The sequence below is a fragment of the Mesorhizobium sp. M0051 genome, assembly GCF_040323235.1.
GTDB lineage: Bacteria > Pseudomonadota > Alphaproteobacteria > Rhizobiales > Rhizobiaceae > Mesorhizobium.
Map to the genome: position 1 here is coordinate 13,040 of NZ_JAMYUT010000011.1, position 15,734 is coordinate 28,773.

Consider the following 15,734-nt stretch of genomic DNA (forward strand, 5'->3'; position numbering starts at 1 on the left):
CCGCGATCCTTCACACCCCCCTCTGCCCTGCCGGGCATCTCCCCCGCAAGGGGGGAGATCGGCCGTCACCACGACTTTCGCAAATCTTTCAACGTTGCAAGAATGGCGGTTCGTCAAAGCTGCCAATCTCCCTCCTTGCGGGGGAGATGGCCGGCAGGCCAGAGGGGGGTGCTGCCCCGCCGGCATCGAGTTTGCACCGCCGATCCCTCTGCGTTGGCCCATGGCCGAACCGGCATCTTGCCTGCAGAATGGCCGCACTGACCTGCAAGGAGACCTCCCATGCGAAAACTGATCTCCACCGGCTCGCCGTTCGAAAAGACCGCCGGCTATTCGCGCGCGGTGGTGCAGGGCGACTGGTGTTTCGTGTCGGGGACGACCGGTTACGACTATGCGACAATGACGATGCCGGAGACGGTGGAAGCGCAGACGCGCAATTGCCTGGCGACGATCGGCAAGGCTCTCCAGGACGGCGGCTTCGAGATGGCCGATGTGGTGCGGGCGCATTACTACATCACCGACCAGGCCTTCGTGGATGTCGTCTTCCCGATCCTCGGCGAGACGTTCGGCGACATCAGGCCGGCGGCGACGATGATCGTCTGCCAGCTCAACAGACCGGAAATGAAGATCGAGATCGAGGTGACGGCGCTGCGGCGCACGGCGTGAAAGGCGGGCAGATGAAAGTCCGGCGTATCGTTGCCAACATCGAGACACCTGATATCGCTGCGGCACAGCCCTTCTACCAGGACGTGCTCGGCCTCGATGTGCTGATGGATCTTGGCTGGATCGCGACCTACGGTTCCGATCAAGAGATGCAGGTGCAGGTCAGTTTCATGGCGCAAGGCGGCTCCGGTACGCCGGTGCCGGATCTCTCGATCGAGGTCGACGATGTCGATGCGGCGCTCGATGCCATGAGTGCCGCCGGCTTCGCCATCGAATACGGGCCGGCCGACGAGCCTTGGGGCGTACGGCGCTTCTACGTGCGCGATCCGTTCGGCCGGCTGGTCAACATTCTCTCGCACCAGTGATCATGGTTATGGCGCGCGGGCTTGCGCGCCAAGCGCTTGGCGTTTAGCAAGGCCGCAAATCGCAACGCATTCTTTCTGGGACGGTTCTCCATGGCAACGAAGCATCTTTTCCTGCTCGCCGGCGACGGCATCGGTCCAGAGGCCATGGCCGAGGTCAAGAAACTGATTGCTGTCATGAACGACAAGCTTGGCAGCGATTTCTCCACTGACGAAGGTCTGGTCGGCGGCTGTGCCTATGATGCGCATGGCGCGGCGATCTCCGATGCCGACATGGAAAAGGCGATGGCGGCGGATGCGGTGCTGTTCGGCGCCGTCGGCGGTCCGAAATGGGATGCGGTGCCCTACGAGGTGCGCCCCGAAGCCGGCCTGCTGCGCCTGCGCAAGGACATGGAACTGTTCGCCAACCTGCGCCCGGCCATCTGCTATCCGGCGCTGGCGGCGTCCTCGTCGCTCAAGCAGGAGGTGGTCGAGGGTCTCGACATCCTAATCGTGCGCGAGCTGACCGGCGGCGTCTATTTCGGCGAGCCGAAGCAGATCATCGATCTCGGCAATGGCCAGAAGCGCGGCATCGACACGCAGGTCTACGACACGTTCGAGATCGAGCGCATTTCGGGCGTCGCCTTCGAGCTGGCACGCACCCGCAAGAACCATGTCACCTCGATGGAAAAGCGCAATGTGATGAAGTCCGGCGTGTTGTGGAACGAGGTCGTCACCCAAACGCACAAGGCGCGCTATTCAGACGTCAAGCTCGACCACATGCTGGCCGATGCCGGCGGCATGCAGCTGGTGCGCTGGCCAAAGCAGTTCGACGTCATCGTCACCGACAATCTGTTCGGCGACATGCTGTCCGACATCGCCGCGATGCTGACCGGCTCGATCGGCATGCTGCCGTCGGCCTCGCTCGGCGCGCCCGACGTGAAGACCAAGAAGCGCAAGGCGCTGTACGAGCCGGTGCACGGCTCGGCGCCGGATATTGCCGGCAAGGGCATTGCCAACCCGATCGCCATGATCGCCTCCTTCGCCATGTGCCTGCGCTATTCCTTCGGCATGGTTGCTGAAGCCGACCGTGTCGAAAGCGCGATCGCCGCCGTGCTCGACGCAGGCTTGCGCACCAAGGACATTTTCTCCCCCGGCATGACCGAGGTCGGCACCGTCGAGATGGGCGACGCGATCATCGCCAGGTTCCTCGGCTGATCCGCATGGCGGTCGACGTCCGCTGGGCGACGATCGAGGACGCGGCGGCACTGGCGGCCATACTGTGCGAGATGGCGGAGCATTACCGGCAGCCGCGCCTCGATGCCGACCGGGCCCTGTCTGCCGCACGCAAATGGCTTGGCGAGGAAAGTCCGGCCTATCCGCATTTCGCGCTCGCCTTCGTCGACGGCGAGGTCAGCGGCCTGGCGTCGGTGGCAATCGCGCATCCGGGTATCGATCTTGAGCGGCTGCTGTTCCTCAAGGACCTGTTCGTGCGCGACAACATCCGCAACGCCAGCGTCGGCCGGGCGTTGATCGGCTTTCTCGCCGATCATTGCCTTAGCCACGGCATCGGTCGCATCGACCTGACCTCCGAAGACTGGAACGAGGGCGCGCTGCGTTTCTACGCGAGGCTCGGCGCCGAACGCCACGGCCAGAAGGTCTTTCTCCGGCTTTCGGACGACGCCTTGAAGGCTATCGTCCCTAAACCCTGACGCCTGCCGGCACCGGCCCCCACTGGTTTTCCCGTGCCTGCGTCGGGATCAGCGCGAAGACCAGGATGATCAGGCTGCCGATGGTCGGGATGAGCACCACCAGATAGAGCCAGCCCGACAGGCCGATGTCATGGATGCGGCGAACGGTCATGCCGAGGCTTGGCAGCAGGGTCGCCAGCACGAAGGTGACGCAAAGGCCAACGGTTACCGCCGCCGATACGCTGCTGTCGAAATTGCCCATTTCGCTGTCGGCGAAAAGACCGATGCCGCCGATGATCAGCAGCGAGACCACCCAGAACAGGAAATAGCCCCAATATTCCTTGCGGCGGGCCCGGCCGGCGAAATTGAAATAGTTCTGCGTCACGCCGCGCCAGAAATAGTCCCAGAGGCCGGTGGGCTCGACTGGTCCGGACGAGCGGCCGAAATGCGGCGCATGGACAGCGGAAGCTGCGGGTGCGTTGCCAGCTTCAATCGGTGCGGTGTTGGTTCCGGCGTCAACGTGCGGCGCCTCGATGGCGGTCCGGACACCAATCGAAAAGACATCGCGCGCCTGACCGCCGCCCGGCTGGAACTCGACGACGGTGCCCCTGGGCATGGCGCTTTCCCGGCGCAGGTTCTCGCGGCTGAAGGTGTAACGGTTGCCATCGTCTCCAATGATGAAGCCGAAACCCTGGTCCTCGTCATAGTGAAGCACCTCGCCGCGCATAGGCCACCCCTCTCGCCACGTCCCGATCAAGATGTGGCACAGGGCCGAGCCGATGGGCAAGCGGCACCATGAAGTGCCTGCCGTCGCTGCCGGAAAATGAAGCTGCTTGCGATCTTATGAAGGCCGCTTCTTCGCCTTCTTGTGCTTCGGCGCGCCGGTGTTTTCGAACTTCGGCTTACCCGGCTTCTTCGCCCAAGGCTTTGTCTCGTGCGCGGCTGCCGGGCGCTGATCGGCTGAAGCCGGTGCGCGCTTTTCGAACTTGCGCTTCGGCGCGTTGGGATCGAACGGCGCCTTGCCGCGATGCGGTTTCTTGTCGGGGCTTGGCGCCTGGTAGCCGGCACGCGACAAATCGGGCGTGCCGTCCAACCGCTTCACAATGATGTTGTTTTGCAGTTTGCGGTCGGGACCGATCGCCGCCAGGAAGCGGTCGGCCCAGTCCGCCGCGATCTGCACGAAGGTTTCATCCGGTTGCATCTTGATGGCGCCGATCTCGCGCTTGCTTATGCTGCCGGTGCGGCACAGCATCGGGATCAACCAACGCGGTTCGGCATTCTGCCGGCGCCCGATCGACAGCGAGAACCAGACGCTGGCACCGAAATCGTCGCGGCGGCTGGGTGCCTCGTCGCGGCGTGCGAAACCTTCGCCCGCCGGTCTTTCACGCGATGGCGTGAACGGCGCGATTTCGATGAGGTCCTCAGGCGCCGATCGGCTGGCGCGGCACTGGCGCACGAAAGCGGCGGCCACCTGTTCGGCGCCATGTTTGGCGAGCAGCGCGTCGATGAAACCGCGCTCGTCCTGCTTCACCGATTCGTCGAAGACCGGATCGGCAATGATGCGTTCGTCGTCGCGCCGTATCACGTCGTCGGCCGAAGGCGGGCTTGCCCATGTCGCCTTGAGGCCGGCGTTCTGCAACAGCCGCTCGGTGCGCTTGCGGGCACTGTTGGGCACGATCAGCGCGCTGACGCCCTTGCGCCCGGCGCGGCCGGTGCGACCGCTGCGGTGCAGCAGCGTTTCCGGATTGGTCGGCAGGTCGGCATGGACGACCAGTTCGAGGTTGGGCAGGTCGATGCCGCGCGCCGCGACGTCGGTGGCGATGCAGACTTTTGCGCGGCCGTCGCGCATCGCCTGCAAGGCATGGCTGCGTTCGTTCTGGCTGAGCTCGCCGGACAGCGCCACGACCGAAAAATTGCGGTTGTTGAAGCGCGCGGTCAGATGGTTGACGGCGGCGCGCGTGTTGCAAAACACCAGCGCGTTTTTCGCCTCGTAGAAACGCAGCACGTTGATGATGGCATTTTCCCGGTCGGGCTGGGCGACGCTCAGCGCCCGGTATTCGATGTCGAGATGCTGCTTTTCCTCGCCGGCGGCTGAAATGCGCACGGCATCGCGCTGATATCCTTGCGCGAGCGTGGCGATGGAGCGCGGCACGGTGGCCGAGAACATCAGCGTGCGGCGCTCGGCCGGTGCGGCGTCGAGGATGAATTCGAGGTCCTCGCGAAAGCCGAGATCGAGCATCTCGTCGGCCTCGTCGAGCACCACTGCCTTCAGCGCCGACATGTCGAGCGAGTGCCGCGTGATGTGGTCGCGCAGCCGGCCGGGCGTGCCGACGACGATATGGGCGCCGCGCTCCAGCACACGCCTCTCCGAGCGCATGTCCATGCCGCCGACGCAGGACGCCACCGTGGCGCCGGTCAGCTCGTAGAGCCACTCAAGCTCGCGCGTCACCTGCAGCGCCAGTTCGCGCGTCGGCGCCACGGCCAGCGCCAGCGGTGCCGCGGCGTGGCCAAAGCGCTCCGCGCCGTCAAGCAAGGTCGGCGCCAGGGCAAGGCCGAAGGCCACCGTCTTGCCGGAGCCGGTCTGCGCGGAAACCAGCGCATCGGCCTGGCCGAGTTCGGGGGCAACAACCGCCTTCTGTACCGGGGTCAGCTCGGAATAGCCGCGTTTTTCCAGCGCCCTGGCAAGCGCTGGGACAAGTGCTACGAAATTGGACATCTCACTCTTTCGGAATTTAGGGTCTGCGCTCATCATGGAGCACATGCCGGGGCCGACCTAGCGCCAGCCAAAACAATCTTGGCTGTTCGTACTTCGCGCAGCCGCGATTGTACAGGGTGCGCGGGAAACCGAGGTCGCTCGGCAATTGACTCTTGACGCAAACCGCGTAAAAGCCGGCACCGAACAGGATAGTTTCGATGCGCGGCCTTTTGATGGCGTTTCTTGCATTCGACCTCCCTGGCCGCAATGCACATCATTGGGCCGGGCGCGTCGGCGCGTCTTCCCGTTCCAGCAAAACTATGGCCAAAACCACCACCAAAACGGTGTGACTCCCTTGGCCTAACCACCCTCTCCCGGGTCCGGCCCGGGGGACGGAACCCGCATCGGCCAGCGGGTTTCTCCAAAAGCCAAGCGGAGAGGGACAGGAGATTTCTAATGAGTTTCAAGGTAGCGATCGTCGGTGCCACGGGCAATGTGGGCCGGGAAATGCTCAACATACTGGAAGAGCGCGGCTTTCCGGTAAGCGAAGTCGTGGCGCTGGCCTCGCGGCGCAGCCAGGGCACCGAAGTGTCGTTCGGCGATCGCACGCTGAAGGTCAAGTCGCTCGACCAGTATGATTTTTCCGACACCGACATCTGCATCATGTCGGCCGGCGGCAACGTCTCCAAGGAATGGTCGCCGAAGATCGGCAAGCAGGGCTGCGTCGTCATCGACAATTCGTCGGCCTTCCGCTACGACCAGGACGTGCCGCTGATCGTGCCGGAAGTGAACCCCGACGCGATCTCGCTGTTCACGCGCAAGAACATCATCGCCAACCCGAACTGCTCGACGGCGCAGCTGGTGGTGGCGCTAAAGCCGCTGCACGACTTCGCTATCATCAAGCGCGTCGTCGTCGCCACCTACCAGTCGGTGTCGGGCGCCGGCAAGGAAGGCATGGACGAGCTGTTCACGCAGACGCGCGCCGTGTTCGTCGCCGACACCGTCGACGTCAAGAAGTTCACCAAGCGCATCGCCTTCAACGTCATCCCGCACATCGACGTCTTCCTCGACGATGGTTTCACCAAGGAAGAGTGGAAGATGGTGGCCGAGACGAAGAAGATGCTCGACCCCAAGATCAAGCTGACGGCGACCTGCGTGCGTGTGCCGGTGTTCATCGGCCATTCGGAAGCGGTCAACATCGAGTTCGAAAAGCCGATCACCGCCGACGAGGCGCGGGATATTCTTCGAGAGGCCCCGGGCTGCCAGGTCTTGGACAAGCGCGAGGATGGCGGCTACATCACGCCGTTGGAATCGGCCGGCGAGGACGCCACCTTCATCTCGCGCATCCGTGAGGATTCGACCATCGACAACGGCCTGTCGATGTGGATCGTCTCCGACAATCTGCGCAAGGGCGCGGCGCTCAACGCCGTGCAGATTGCCGAGCTTTTGGTCGAGCGCGGCCTGATCCAGCCGAAGAAGAAGGCTGCCTGACGGTCATCAGTTTCGCTCACGGGCCGTATCGCCGCTGCCCCGGCGGCCCTCCGCGGGGGCGCCGGAAGACCGGCGGCCCGCCGTCGCGGGCTCGGCCTTTGGCCGGAATGCGGCGCCAAGCGGGGCTCTTCGAAATGTCCTTCGCTGACCGATCGGCGTTGCCATCCGTAACGGTCAGTCGCGCGGCACCTGACGGCCTTGCCCGGTTTCCCAGATCGTCTTGAAGCGCTCCACCATCAACGAAAACAGCCGTGGCGGCAGCAGGCCGTAGTCGTAGCGATCGGTGGAGCGTGGTACGGGACGTAGGTCATAGCCTGGCCATACAAAACGATTGCCTTCGTGGAGCATCACCCATGAGCGCTCGCCGTCCAGACCCAAGTGACCTTTGACGGCTGGTGGCAGCTCGATCGCCAGCGATGGGTCTGCTGGCGATACATGCGTGATTGGCACCACCGTCACGATCAGGCCGTCGGCACCGCGCTCGACGGCGAGAACGATCACGCAAGGGCGATCTTTCCGCCCTTCATCCTGTCCGGCTTGCTGCTCATGATGCCACAAATACGCGTAGGAGATCACGAGGCCGAGTTGCGGGTCGGGAAGCGGCATGCCTTACTTGGGATTCATCAAGGCATTGAGATGATCGTGTTCCGATGACATGCGGCCGCCGGCGATAGCTTCCACTTCCTCGCGCTGCAGATCCTTGGTCGCAAATGATTGCCGGGCTAGGTTCTTGTAGTGCTGCAGCTCTTCATACTCGACAGCCGAAACGAAATAGCCGGTTGGCCTCCCGTGACTCATCACGGCGACCGGCTCACGCTGCACGATCTCCCGGTAGCGCCCGAAATTACGGGTGAATTCGGTGGTGGGAACTTCACGCATGGTCCATCCTAAATCGCGTAAGTTACGTTATTGACGTAATTTACGCGACTTTTGGGGTGCTGTCAAAGTTCAGCCGCCCCTTCCCTTGTCCAATTCACCAACAGCTCCAGCGCTTCCTCCGCCCGGTCGGCGGGGACGAAAAGATGGTCGTGGTAGAAGGCTGAGACAGGATTGACGCCCATGCCGGCGGCGGCCAGGCGGGTGGTGACGGCGGCGAGGAAGCCGACGGCTTCCAGCGACGAATGGATGTTCAGCGTCAGCATCCGGCAGCGGAACGAAGCGGTCAGGCCGGCTGCGCTGGCCGCCTCCTCGGTCACGATCAGCGTCGTTCCCTCGCGCTCGCGGAACACCATCACCGGGTCGAGGCCTCGCGGCTGCGCGACGCCGGGCGCGAGCGTGGCGAAGACATAGGTGCCGGCGAGCAGTTCCGGCGTCATCGATCCCAGCAGTGTCTTCAGATCGGTTTCGCCGGTCATTCTTTCCTCTCGATGGATACGGGCCGCGACGTCCCTCAATATCCACCCGCGAAGGGTGACGATAGCCACTCCGACACTGCGCGGGGTGCGCGCGCTGATCCGGCTCAGCCGATAAGCGATATCCCGCATGGCGTTTACATTGGAAGGCCGGCCGCAATCGAAGCTCCGCTGCCTGCTGGAAAGCTAGCCCTTCGCCGGCAATCTCCTTTGGATCAAATCGGCCAGTTGCGAGTTAGGTATTTGCTCGGCGGAGGAGGCGGCTCCTACCTGGAGAGGAACGACAATGAAGAAAACGATGCTTTTGATGGCCTTGCTGGTGCCGCTCGCCGCTTGTTCGCAAACGGAAAAGGGCGCGGCTGTCGGCGGATTGGGTGGTGCTGCCGTCGGTGCGGCGGTCGCCAACAATCCGGTTCAGGGCGCGGTGGTCGGCGGCGCTGTCGGCGCTGTTGCCGGTGCGTTGATCGGCCGGGCGAGCGAACGGGGCGAATGCCGCTACCGCGATCGTTATGGCCGCGTCTACATCGACCGCTGCCCACGCGGATATTGATAGGCCGCGTTCGCAAAGTGATGTCGACATAGCAAAACGGCGGGCCTTCGCCCGCCGTTTTCCTGGATGCGATATGGCAATATTTATTCGGCGGTGGCGGCTTCCGCCTCGGCCGGTGCAGCAGTGGCGGCCGCGGCAGCGGCTGCCGCGTCTTCCTGCGCCTTCTTCAGAAGGGCAGCGCGTTCCTGCGCCTTCTTGCCCGGCTCGGCCTTCTTCGGATTGGCGCGGGCTTCGCGCTTGACGAGTCCGGCCTCGTCGAGGAAGCGCAGCACGCGATCGGTCGGCTGGGCGCCATGCGCCAGCCAATGCTTGACGCGTTCGGCGTCGACCTTGACGCGTTCGCCGTCCTTGGGCAGCAGCGGGTTCCACGAGCCGATCGACTCGATGAACCGGCCGTCACGCGGCGAACGGGCGTCGGCGATGACGACGTGATAGTAAGGACGCTTCTTTGAGCCAGCGCGGGCCAGTCGGATCTTCAAGGGCATTTCTATTCTCCTAAAAATTCTCAGTTCGTTGATCGGGTTTCAGTTGGTTTTCGTCACGCCGTTGGCAGCGAGGTCTTTGTTTCGCCACCGTTCGAAGCGGCGATCTGTTCATGGTGGCGGATCACTTCGCGGACGACGAAGTTGAGGAATTTTTCCGCGAAATCCGGGTCGAGATGGGCATCCTTCGCCAGCTGGCGAAGCCGGGCAATCTGCTGCTGCTCGCGCGCCGGGTCGGCCGGCGGCAGGCCATGCGTCGCTTTGAGTACGCCGACCGCCTTGGTGCAGCGGAAGCGCTCGGCCAGCATGTGGATGAGTGCCGCGTCGATGTTGTCGATCGAGGCGCGATAGTCGGCCAGGATGGTGCGTGCGTCGGCCATGTCCTTTTCTTCGTTCATGACGTCCTCACTTCTTCTTGCCGAGGCCAGGCAACCCGCCGCCCATTCCGGGCAGACCGGGAAGTTTCATGCCGCCGGGCAGCCCGGGCAGACCACCACCACCGGGAAGCCCTTTCATGCCGCCAAGACCGGATGCCTGCGCTTGCTTCTGCAAGGCCTCGAGCTGCTTGGGGTCCATCTTCGACAGGTCCGGCATGCCGCCGCCCATCATGCCGCCCATGCCGCCCGGCATCATGCCGCCGAGGCCCATCTTGGAGGCGAGGCCACCCATCATGCCGCGCATCAGGCCGCCGCCTTTGCCCTTGCCGCCCATCGCCTTCATCATGTCGGCCATGCCGCGGTGCATCTTGAGCAGCTTGTTGATTTCGGCCGCGTCGGTGCCGGAACCGGCGGCGATGCGCTTCTTGCGCGAATGCTTGAGCAAATCGGGGTTGGCGCGCTCGGCCTTGGTCATCGACGAGATGATGGCGAGCTGGCGGCCGAACATCTTGTCGTCGAGACCGGCGGCAGCCATCTGGTCCTTCATCTTGCCCATGCCGGGCATCATGCCCATGATGCCGCCCATGCCACCCATCTTCGACATCTGCTGAAGCTGGCTGGCGAGGTCGTTCAGGTCGAACTTGCCCGACTGCATCTTCTTGGCCATCGCCGCCGCCTGTTCGGCATCGATGTTTTCGGCGGCCTTCTCGACGAGCGAGACAATGTCGCCCATGCCGAGAATGCGGTCGGCTATGCGCTTGGGGTGGAATTCCTCCAGCCCGTCCATCTTTTCGCCGGTGCCGATCAGCTTGATCGGCTTGCCGGTGACGGCGCGCATCGAAAGTGCCGCGCCGCCGCGACCGTCGCCATCCATGCGGGTCAGCACCAGGCCGGTGATGCCGACGCGTTGGTCGAAGCTCTTGGCCAGATTGACGGCGTCCTGGCCGGTCAGCGAGTCGGCGACCAGCAGGATCTCGTGCGGGCTCGACACCTTCTTGATGTCGGCCATCTCGACCATCAGCGGCTCGTCGATATGGGTGCGGCCGGCAGTGTCGAGGATGACGACGTCGTGGCCGCCGAGCTTGGCCGCCTGCACGGCGCGGCGCGCGATGTCGACCGGCGACTGGCCGTCGATGATCGGCAGCGTGGCGACCTTGACCTGTTCGCCGAGCTGACGAAGCTGCTCCTGCGCGGCAGGCCGCCGGGTGTCGAGCGAGGCCATCAGGACCTTCTTGTTCTGACGCTCGGAAAGGCGCTTGGCGATCTTGGCCGAAGTGGTCGTCTTGCCGGAACCCTGCAGGCCGACCATCATGATGACGACCGGTGCCGGTGCATTGAGATCGACGGCGACGCCCTCGGCGCCGAGCATGTCGACCAGCTCGTCATGGACGATCTTGACGACCATCTGGCCGGGCTTGATCGATTTCACAACGGCGGCGCCGACGGCCTTCTCGCGCACCTTGTCGGTGAACGAGCGCACCACTTCCAGCGCCACGTCTGCCTCGAGCAGCGCACGGCGCACCTCGCGCAGTGCTGCCGAGACATCCGCCTCGGACAGGGCACCGCGGCCGGTGAGGCCGTTCAGGATGGAGCCAAGACGCTCCTGAAGCGATTCAAACATTCTTTTTCCTTTTCCCAGGCAAGCGGTGCCCGAGAGGTAATGCGTTCGCGCCAAGTGTCCAAGTCTCGTGGCGAGCAAAAGCCAAAACCAAAACGCACCCGGGGGCGCTCAGCGCTGCCGGGTGTTGGCCTCCAGGATCGATTTACAGCACTTCACCTCGAAGAGGTTTCGGCGTCCTGGTCGGCTTGCTCGGAGGGATACTCGTCGCGGAATTCGGGAGTGTAGACAGGAAATCGGCGCCAGAGTCAAGACAAGCGCAGTTTCGCGTTGTACCCCGGGCTGCAATCAGGCCGAGCTTGCTCTATCCGGAAGCTCGGCGGCAACCCTGAGCGGCGAGCGCGGATGCAAAAGCAGCACGATCGTCAGCAGGCTGCAGCCGATTCCGATGAAGGCGATGAGCACTGCATCAGCTGTCGTCCAGCCCGGCCCTTCGAGCGGCTTGGCGTTGAACAGGGCGAAGGAATTGTAGCTCTCCTGATGCGAGATCAGCAGGAAGCCGGTCAGATTGTTGCCGAGATGAGCACCGAGGGCGGCGCCGAGATTGCCGGTGGCATAGACGACAACGGTCAGCAGCAGCGCGAAAGCGGCGATCGAGGCGAGAACGCAGGCGTTGATGGCGGCGGATGAGCTGGGGCTCCAATGCAGCGCGGTGAACAGCAGGGCCGGCAGCAGCGCCCAGATGTACGGGCTGCTGAACCGGTTGGCCAGGCCCCGCAGCAGATAGCCGCGGAACAGCATCTCTTCCGAAGATGTCTGCAGCCAGGTGAGCGCGACGATCGGCATTGCAAACAGCAGCCAGGATGACAGGCTGATCGGACCGCGCGCGATCTCGGGCTGCAAGAGATAGAGCAGGATCTCGGAGACAAGAGAGGTGATCAGCACCGCAATCAACCCCTTGAGAAAGTCCGATCGCGACACGCGGCGGCTGACGCCGAGCAGCGCCGAGAGCTTCTCGCGGTGGACCCAGCGCATGGCGATCCACAGGCCGATCCAGATGCCGGCAAACGACGCAAGCGCGGTGAGGATGCCGAGGGGCGAGGAGAGAAACCCATGCACGCCGGATGGCGTCGCCGCACCGGCCTGCCAGGCAAAGAACGCATAGATGCCGCCGAACAGCACGGCCATCGTCGTTGCGGCCCAGAACAGGATGATTATCGCGGTTCCCAGGAACAGGCGCGGCAAGGTCGTCCTGGTGTTGGGTGAGCGCCGATAGCGTTCGAAGGCGGCCGAATCGATCGTCACGCTGGTTCCTCGCCGAATTCATTGCCTGTTGATCTAGAGCATTTCACCGTTTCACGAAAACGGCGAACCGCTCTAACTCTATGTTTTGACGCAATTCCGGACGGAAAACCGCGTCATACTTCCTGGAATTGCTCTAGCCGGGGGCCGAGAAAATCGGAATCGTTTTCGCAAGAGAAGCATTCGCGTCTCGGAGATCGCAACATGTCCATAGATGTCCCGCGTGGCAGCACTGCTCTGCCTGGCAGTCAGGCGACCGCCAAGGTTGCGGCCGCCTATGCAATTCTCTGTCAGCGTACCACGTACATGATGCGCCGCGTCTGCGGGTCGATCAGCGCCCGCTGGCCGTTCACGTAGACGTAGCGATAGTCGTAGTTCGGGATTTCGCGCAGCTCGACGGTGTCCGGCAAGATCGCACCGGTCACCACCTCGCCTTCAAGATAGACTGGATCGAGGCGATGTGTGTCGACATAGGTCCGAACCTCGGCGGGAGGCGGGGGAAATTCATCCACGACCGGATCGCTGGCAATGATCGCGCCGGTATAATCGGTCGAATAGTCGCCAATGTCGTCCGGGGGCGAGACGACGGCAACGCTGGAACGGCGTTGCGTCAGTACCACGCGGCTGCCGCCGGAATTAGTCGTCACATAGTCGGAATAAACCCAGCCCTGGCCGCCGGCCTCGGCGATGGTGCACCATTTGCTGTTTTCGATGCAGCCATTGAGCGTCGCCGACTGGCCGGCGGCAAGCACGCCAATGACAGGATATTGCGGGCCGGGCCCGGCGCGGACGTTGAGATCGGTAACCGCGGAGACGGCGGTGTCGGCAAACGCGGTGCCCGACATCACGGTCAGCATTCCGGCGACCGCCGGAAACAGTAGGGATTTCATGGCTTTTCTCCGTTTCATGGTCCCTCGCCTGCGAAAACGGATCAGCGGCGCATGCGTTCCCGCTAAAAGGCCTGCGCCAACTCACGATTTGTTCCCTTTTCTTTCGGCAAATCGGTCAGAAGTTCGTGAACGAAGACCAGTTTCCGTGCCGTCATGTCCGAAATGACGAAAGGGTAGAGATCGGGCAGGCCCATGCAGCGGTTGATCGAATTGGAAGCTTCAGACAGCACCAGCCAGCGGGCGAGGATCTTTTCGAAAGGCTCGGGCGCGGTCGCCGGCTCCGAAGGTGCCGCTTGCAGCTCGCCGCCGATATCGCCCCGCGGCAAATCGTTGGCTTCCACCGTCTCCAGCCGGCCGAGCGGGAAGTTCAGCGCGTGGACCATCTCCAGCGTGTCGGTGATATGCAGATGGTGGGCCCATGTCTCGGCCCAATCCTCCCATGGGTGCGAGGTGGCATAGGCCGAGATATGGCCTTGCTGCCAGTCGGGCGCGGCGCCATTGGCATAATACGACTTCAACGCCTGTTCGTAGTCGGGGCGCTCATCGCCAAACAGCGCCCGGAACGCTTCCAGCCTCCGCGGATCGTCGCGGATCAGGCGGTCCCAGTAGTAATGGCCAAGTTCGTGACGGAAATGGCCGAGCAAGGTGCGATAGTTCTCGCCCATCTCGACGCGCCGCTTCTCGCGCTCGGCTGAATCCGCCTCGGCGACGTTGAGCGTGATCAGGCCATTGTCGTGGCCGGTCAGGATGCGCTCGCCGCCGGGCCCGCCGCCGATCGGATCGGCGAGAAAGTCGAAGGCCAGCCCGACCTCGTCGGCAGGGCTCAGCTTGGGCGCAACCGGCAGTCCGAAGGCCAGCAGCGAATAAATGGCACGCTTCTTCGCCGCCTCGACGCGGATCCAGCGGCGGCGGTTGCCGTCGACGGAAAGATCAGGGATCAATTGGTTCAGTACGCAGGCGCGGCAAAAACCCTGTCCGCGCTCGGCCATCCAGTTGCAGGCGCATTCGTCGGCATTGGTGCACTGGAAGACGCCGTCGAGATCCGACAGCGCAAAACGGGCGTGCTCCGGATCGTAGAGCACGAGACTGCCGCAGTTCAGGCACTGGGCGTTCTCGAAATAGAGGCGATGGCCGCAATGCGGACAGTCGAAGAGTTTCATGTCGGTCTCTAACCTTCAGAGCCAGCATATTCAGGGCGGCAGGTGCCCAACGCGGACCGCCCACCGGCGTTCCATATATCGAGGCTATTCGCCGCAAGATGCCCGCCGCCAGCATGGCCCTGGCTGTGTTAATACCCACCGAGCCGGCGCCGATGATCACGATATCGACGCCTTCTTTTGGGGCCGCTTGCCACAATAATCACTTGATCGTAGGCAAATTCCACGGCATTCGCCAGCAATGCAGCGGCGACAGTGACAAGGTCGTGTTTCGCTGGCAAGTTCGCAATTGGGACGTGATTCAGGCAACCAGGAGAACAACATGGCATTTCTTGCCAAGGGAAAGATGTTTGCAGCAGCCGTGGTGTCGGTGCTTGCGCTGGCAACGGGCGCGCAGGCGGGAGCCAGCTGCGGCAAGACCGGCGCCGGCTTCGAGGCTTGGAAGCCGGAGTTCGCTGCGCAGGCCAAGTCCGAAGGTGTGGGAGCCAGGGGTCTGGCCGCCCTGGCCGGCGCGACCTACGCAACAAAGACGATCTCAGTCGACCGGGGCATCCACAAGGCCTTCAGCGGCTCGGTGGACGATTTCATGAAACGCCGTGGCGGGTCCGCGATCATTTCCAAGGGCCGCGCACTGAAGAAGGCGAACGCGGCGCTGTTCGACAAGATCGAGGCGAACTACGGCGTGTCGCCGGGTGTGTTGCTCGCCATTTGGGGCATGGAGACCGGCTTCGGCTCCGCCATGGGCAACCAGAATACGGTCTCGGCAATTTTGACGCTTGCCTATGATTGCCGCCGCCCGGAATTCTTTTACCCGCATGCCATTGCAGCCCTGAAGCTGGTTGATCGTGGGGCGTTGACAGCCTCGTCGGTCGGCGCTGCCCATGGCGAGATTGGCCACACGCAGTTCCTGCCTGGAAATGTCTTGAAGTACGGTGTCGGCGGCGGAAACCTGCGCGACAAGGCCACCGCGTTGGCGTCCACCGCCAACTTCCTCAAGGGTCATGGCTGGCGGGCCGGAGCCAGTGCGCAGTCGAATATCGGCGCGATCGCCGGCTGGAATTCCGCGAGCGTCTATCAGCAGGCCATCGCCCGCATCGCCACGGCGATAGACGGCGACTGAGAACTGGCATCTTCGACAAGAGGCCCGGCCATGCGCCGGGCCTCCTGCGGCAATCACTTCAGTTTGAA

The 15,734-nt window shown here is 63.4% G+C and carries 19 protein-coding genes; 8 read left to right on the forward strand and 11 right to left on the reverse strand.

All coding sequences use genetic code 11. The features are described 5' to 3' along the window. Window positions 1–279: 279 nt before the first annotated feature. The 4 genes from NKJ90_RS13395 (at window position 280) to NKJ90_RS13410 (ending at window position 2,713) form a co-directional block, all read left to right on the forward strand. The gene (locus tag NKJ90_RS13395; RefSeq protein WP_023758962.1) at window positions 280–663 is read left to right on the forward strand and encodes a RidA family protein; all 384 of its coding nucleotides are present in this window, start codon (window positions 280–282) and stop codon (window positions 661–663) included. An 11-nt stretch (window positions 664–674) separates the two neighbouring features. Further along, window positions 675–1,025, forward strand: coding sequence for a VOC family protein (locus tag NKJ90_RS13400; protein ID WP_023758961.1), 351 nt, complete (start codon window positions 675–677; stop codon window positions 1,023–1,025). Window positions 1,026–1,115: 90 nt separating this feature from the next. Continuing rightward, window positions 1,116–2,219: a 3-isopropylmalate dehydrogenase gene (gene leuB, locus NKJ90_RS13405; protein ID WP_023758960.1), complete on the forward strand. Its 1,104-nt coding sequence runs from the start codon at window positions 1,116–1,118 to the stop codon at window positions 2,217–2,219. 5 nt (window positions 2,220–2,224) lie between these two features. Next, window positions 2,225–2,713, forward strand: coding sequence for a GNAT family N-acetyltransferase (locus NKJ90_RS13410; RefSeq protein ID WP_023758959.1), 489 nt, complete (start codon window positions 2,225–2,227; stop codon window positions 2,711–2,713). Here NKJ90_RS13410 and NKJ90_RS13415 read toward each other — a convergent pair. Further along, complete coding sequence (locus NKJ90_RS13415) at window positions 2,703–3,419, reverse strand: DUF805 domain-containing protein (protein ID WP_023758958.1); 717 nt, start codon at window positions 3,417–3,419, stop codon at window positions 2,703–2,705. The genes NKJ90_RS13410 and NKJ90_RS13415 overlap by 11 nt on opposite strands. A gap of 114 nt (window positions 3,420–3,533) precedes the next feature. Further along, entirely contained in the window at window positions 3,534–5,408 is a 1,875-nt protein-coding gene (locus NKJ90_RS13420) for a DEAD/DEAH box helicase (RefSeq protein WP_023758957.1), read from the reverse strand. Between the two features lie 197 nt (window positions 5,409–5,605). On the opposite strand from NKJ90_RS13420, the gene NKJ90_RS13425 reads away from it, so the two are divergent. Both NKJ90_RS13425 and NKJ90_RS13430 read left to right on the forward strand, forming a co-directional pair. Then, on the forward strand, window positions 5,606–5,737 hold the full coding sequence (locus NKJ90_RS13425; protein WP_280948948.1) for a hypothetical protein: 132 nt from the start codon (window positions 5,606–5,608) through the stop codon (window positions 5,735–5,737). Window positions 5,738–5,843: 106 nt separating this feature from the next. Further along, a complete protein-coding gene (locus NKJ90_RS13430; protein WP_023758956.1) occupies window positions 5,844–6,878 on the forward strand; it encodes an aspartate-semialdehyde dehydrogenase in 1,035 nt (344 codons plus the stop codon). Between the two features lie 174 nt (window positions 6,879–7,052). Here the strand turns inward: NKJ90_RS13430 and NKJ90_RS13435 are convergent, their stop codons facing one another. The 3 genes from NKJ90_RS13435 to NKJ90_RS13445 all read right to left on the reverse strand — a co-directional run bounded on the left by NKJ90_RS13435 (window position 7,053) and on the right by NKJ90_RS13445 (window position 8,233). Beyond that, the gene (locus NKJ90_RS13435; RefSeq protein ID WP_023758955.1) at window positions 7,053–7,484 is read right to left on the reverse strand and encodes a type II toxin-antitoxin system PemK/MazF family toxin; all 432 of its coding nucleotides are present in this window, start codon (window positions 7,482–7,484) and stop codon (window positions 7,053–7,055) included. 3 nt (window positions 7,485–7,487) lie between these two features. Beyond that, window positions 7,488–7,757 (reverse strand): type II toxin-antitoxin system prevent-host-death family antitoxin, encoded by a 270-nt coding sequence (locus tag NKJ90_RS13440; protein ID WP_023758954.1) that lies wholly within the window; start codon window positions 7,755–7,757, stop codon window positions 7,488–7,490. Window positions 7,758–7,819: 62 nt separating this feature from the next. After that, window positions 7,820–8,233, reverse strand: coding sequence for an ACT domain-containing protein (locus NKJ90_RS13445; protein WP_023758953.1), 414 nt, complete (start codon window positions 8,231–8,233; stop codon window positions 7,820–7,822). 283 nt (window positions 8,234–8,516) lie between these two features. Here NKJ90_RS13445 and NKJ90_RS13450 point away from each other — a divergent pair, with 283 nt between their 5' ends. Further along, window positions 8,517–8,780, forward strand: a complete 264-nt coding sequence (locus NKJ90_RS13450) for a YMGG-like glycine zipper-containing protein (RefSeq protein WP_023758952.1) — start codon at window positions 8,517–8,519, stop codon at window positions 8,778–8,780. 83 nt (window positions 8,781–8,863) lie between these two features. Here the strand turns inward: NKJ90_RS13450 and rpsP are convergent, their stop codons facing one another. The 6 genes from rpsP to NKJ90_RS13480 form a co-directional block, all read right to left on the reverse strand. Then, window positions 8,864–9,265 carry a 30S ribosomal protein S16 gene (rpsP, locus tag NKJ90_RS13455; RefSeq protein ID WP_352486144.1) on the reverse strand — a complete coding sequence of 134 codons (402 nt, stop codon included), beginning with the start codon at window positions 9,263–9,265 and terminating at the stop codon, window positions 8,864–8,866. 53 nt (window positions 9,266–9,318) lie between these two features. Next, on the reverse strand, window positions 9,319–9,660 hold the full coding sequence (locus tag NKJ90_RS13460) for a chorismate mutase (protein WP_023758950.1): 342 nt from the start codon (window positions 9,658–9,660) through the stop codon (window positions 9,319–9,321). Window positions 9,661–9,667: 7 nt separating this feature from the next. Further along, complete coding sequence (gene ffh, locus NKJ90_RS13465) at window positions 9,668–11,260, reverse strand: signal recognition particle protein (RefSeq protein ID WP_023758949.1); 1,593 nt, start codon at window positions 11,258–11,260, stop codon at window positions 9,668–9,670. Window positions 11,261–11,545: 285 nt separating this feature from the next. Continuing rightward, complete coding sequence (locus NKJ90_RS13470; RefSeq protein ID WP_023758948.1) at window positions 11,546–12,502, reverse strand: CPBP family intramembrane glutamic endopeptidase; 957 nt, start codon at window positions 12,500–12,502, stop codon at window positions 11,546–11,548. 287 nt (window positions 12,503–12,789) lie between these two features. Further along, entirely contained in the window at window positions 12,790–13,389 is a 600-nt protein-coding gene (locus tag NKJ90_RS13475) for a DUF1236 domain-containing protein (protein WP_023758947.1), read from the reverse strand. A 62-nt stretch (window positions 13,390–13,451) separates the two neighbouring features. Further along, window positions 13,452–14,549: a zinc-binding metallopeptidase family protein gene (locus NKJ90_RS13480; protein WP_023758946.1), complete on the reverse strand. Its 1,098-nt coding sequence runs from the start codon at window positions 14,547–14,549 to the stop codon at window positions 13,452–13,454. A gap of 319 nt (window positions 14,550–14,868) precedes the next feature. Here NKJ90_RS13480 and NKJ90_RS13485 point away from each other — a divergent pair, with 319 nt between their 5' ends. Continuing rightward, on the forward strand, window positions 14,869–15,666 hold the full coding sequence (locus NKJ90_RS13485) for a lytic murein transglycosylase (protein ID WP_023758945.1): 798 nt from the start codon (window positions 14,869–14,871) through the stop codon (window positions 15,664–15,666). Window positions 15,667–15,734: the final 68 nt, after the last annotated feature.

Bases quoted from the DNA above. Each gene is read 5' to 3' on its own strand.
- NKJ90_RS13485 (WP_023758945.1), top strand. From the start codon at position 14,869: ATGGCATTTCTTGCCAAGGGAAAGATGTTTGCAGCAGCCGTGGTGTCG.
- NKJ90_RS13425 (WP_280948948.1), top strand. From the start codon at position 5,606: ATGCGCGGCCTTTTGATGGCGTTTCTTGCATTCGACCTCCCTGGCCGC.
- NKJ90_RS13460 (WP_023758950.1), bottom strand. From the start codon at position 9,660: ATGAACGAAGAAAAGGACATGGCCGACGCACGCACCATCCTGGCCGAC.
- NKJ90_RS13445 (WP_023758953.1), bottom strand. From the start codon at position 8,233: ATGACCGGCGAAACCGATCTGAAGACACTGCTGGGATCGATGACGCCG.
- NKJ90_RS13440 (WP_023758954.1), bottom strand. From the start codon at position 7,757: ATGCGTGAAGTTCCCACCACCGAATTCACCCGTAATTTCGGGCGCTAC.
- NKJ90_RS13450 (WP_023758952.1), top strand. From the start codon at position 8,517: ATGAAGAAAACGATGCTTTTGATGGCCTTGCTGGTGCCGCTCGCCGCT.
- NKJ90_RS13395 (WP_023758962.1), top strand. From the start codon at position 280: ATGCGAAAACTGATCTCCACCGGCTCGCCGTTCGAAAAGACCGCCGGC.
- NKJ90_RS13415 (WP_023758958.1), bottom strand. From the start codon at position 3,419: ATGCGCGGCGAGGTGCTTCACTATGACGAGGACCAGGGTTTCGGCTTC.
- NKJ90_RS13475 (WP_023758947.1), bottom strand. From the start codon at position 13,389: ATGAAATCCCTACTGTTTCCGGCGGTCGCCGGAATGCTGACCGTGATG.
- NKJ90_RS13435 (WP_023758955.1), bottom strand. From the start codon at position 7,484: ATGCCGCTTCCCGACCCGCAACTCGGCCTCGTGATCTCCTACGCGTAT.
- NKJ90_RS13420 (WP_023758957.1), bottom strand. From the start codon at position 5,408: ATGTCCAATTTCGTAGCACTTGTCCCAGCGCTTGCCAGGGCGCTGGAA.
- NKJ90_RS13400 (WP_023758961.1), top strand. From the start codon at position 675: ATGAAAGTCCGGCGTATCGTTGCCAACATCGAGACACCTGATATCGCT.
- leuB (WP_023758960.1), top strand. From the start codon at position 1,116: ATGGCAACGAAGCATCTTTTCCTGCTCGCCGGCGACGGCATCGGTCCA.
- NKJ90_RS13410 (WP_023758959.1), top strand. From the start codon at position 2,225: ATGGCGGTCGACGTCCGCTGGGCGACGATCGAGGACGCGGCGGCACTG.
- NKJ90_RS13480 (WP_023758946.1), bottom strand. From the start codon at position 14,549: ATGAAACTCTTCGACTGTCCGCATTGCGGCCATCGCCTCTATTTCGAG.
- ffh (WP_023758949.1), bottom strand. From the start codon at position 11,260: ATGTTTGAATCGCTTCAGGAGCGTCTTGGCTCCATCCTGAACGGCCTC.
- rpsP (WP_352486144.1), bottom strand. From the start codon at position 9,265: ATGCCCTTGAAGATCCGACTGGCCCGCGCTGGCTCAAAGAAGCGTCCT.
- NKJ90_RS13430 (WP_023758956.1), top strand. From the start codon at position 5,844: ATGAGTTTCAAGGTAGCGATCGTCGGTGCCACGGGCAATGTGGGCCGG.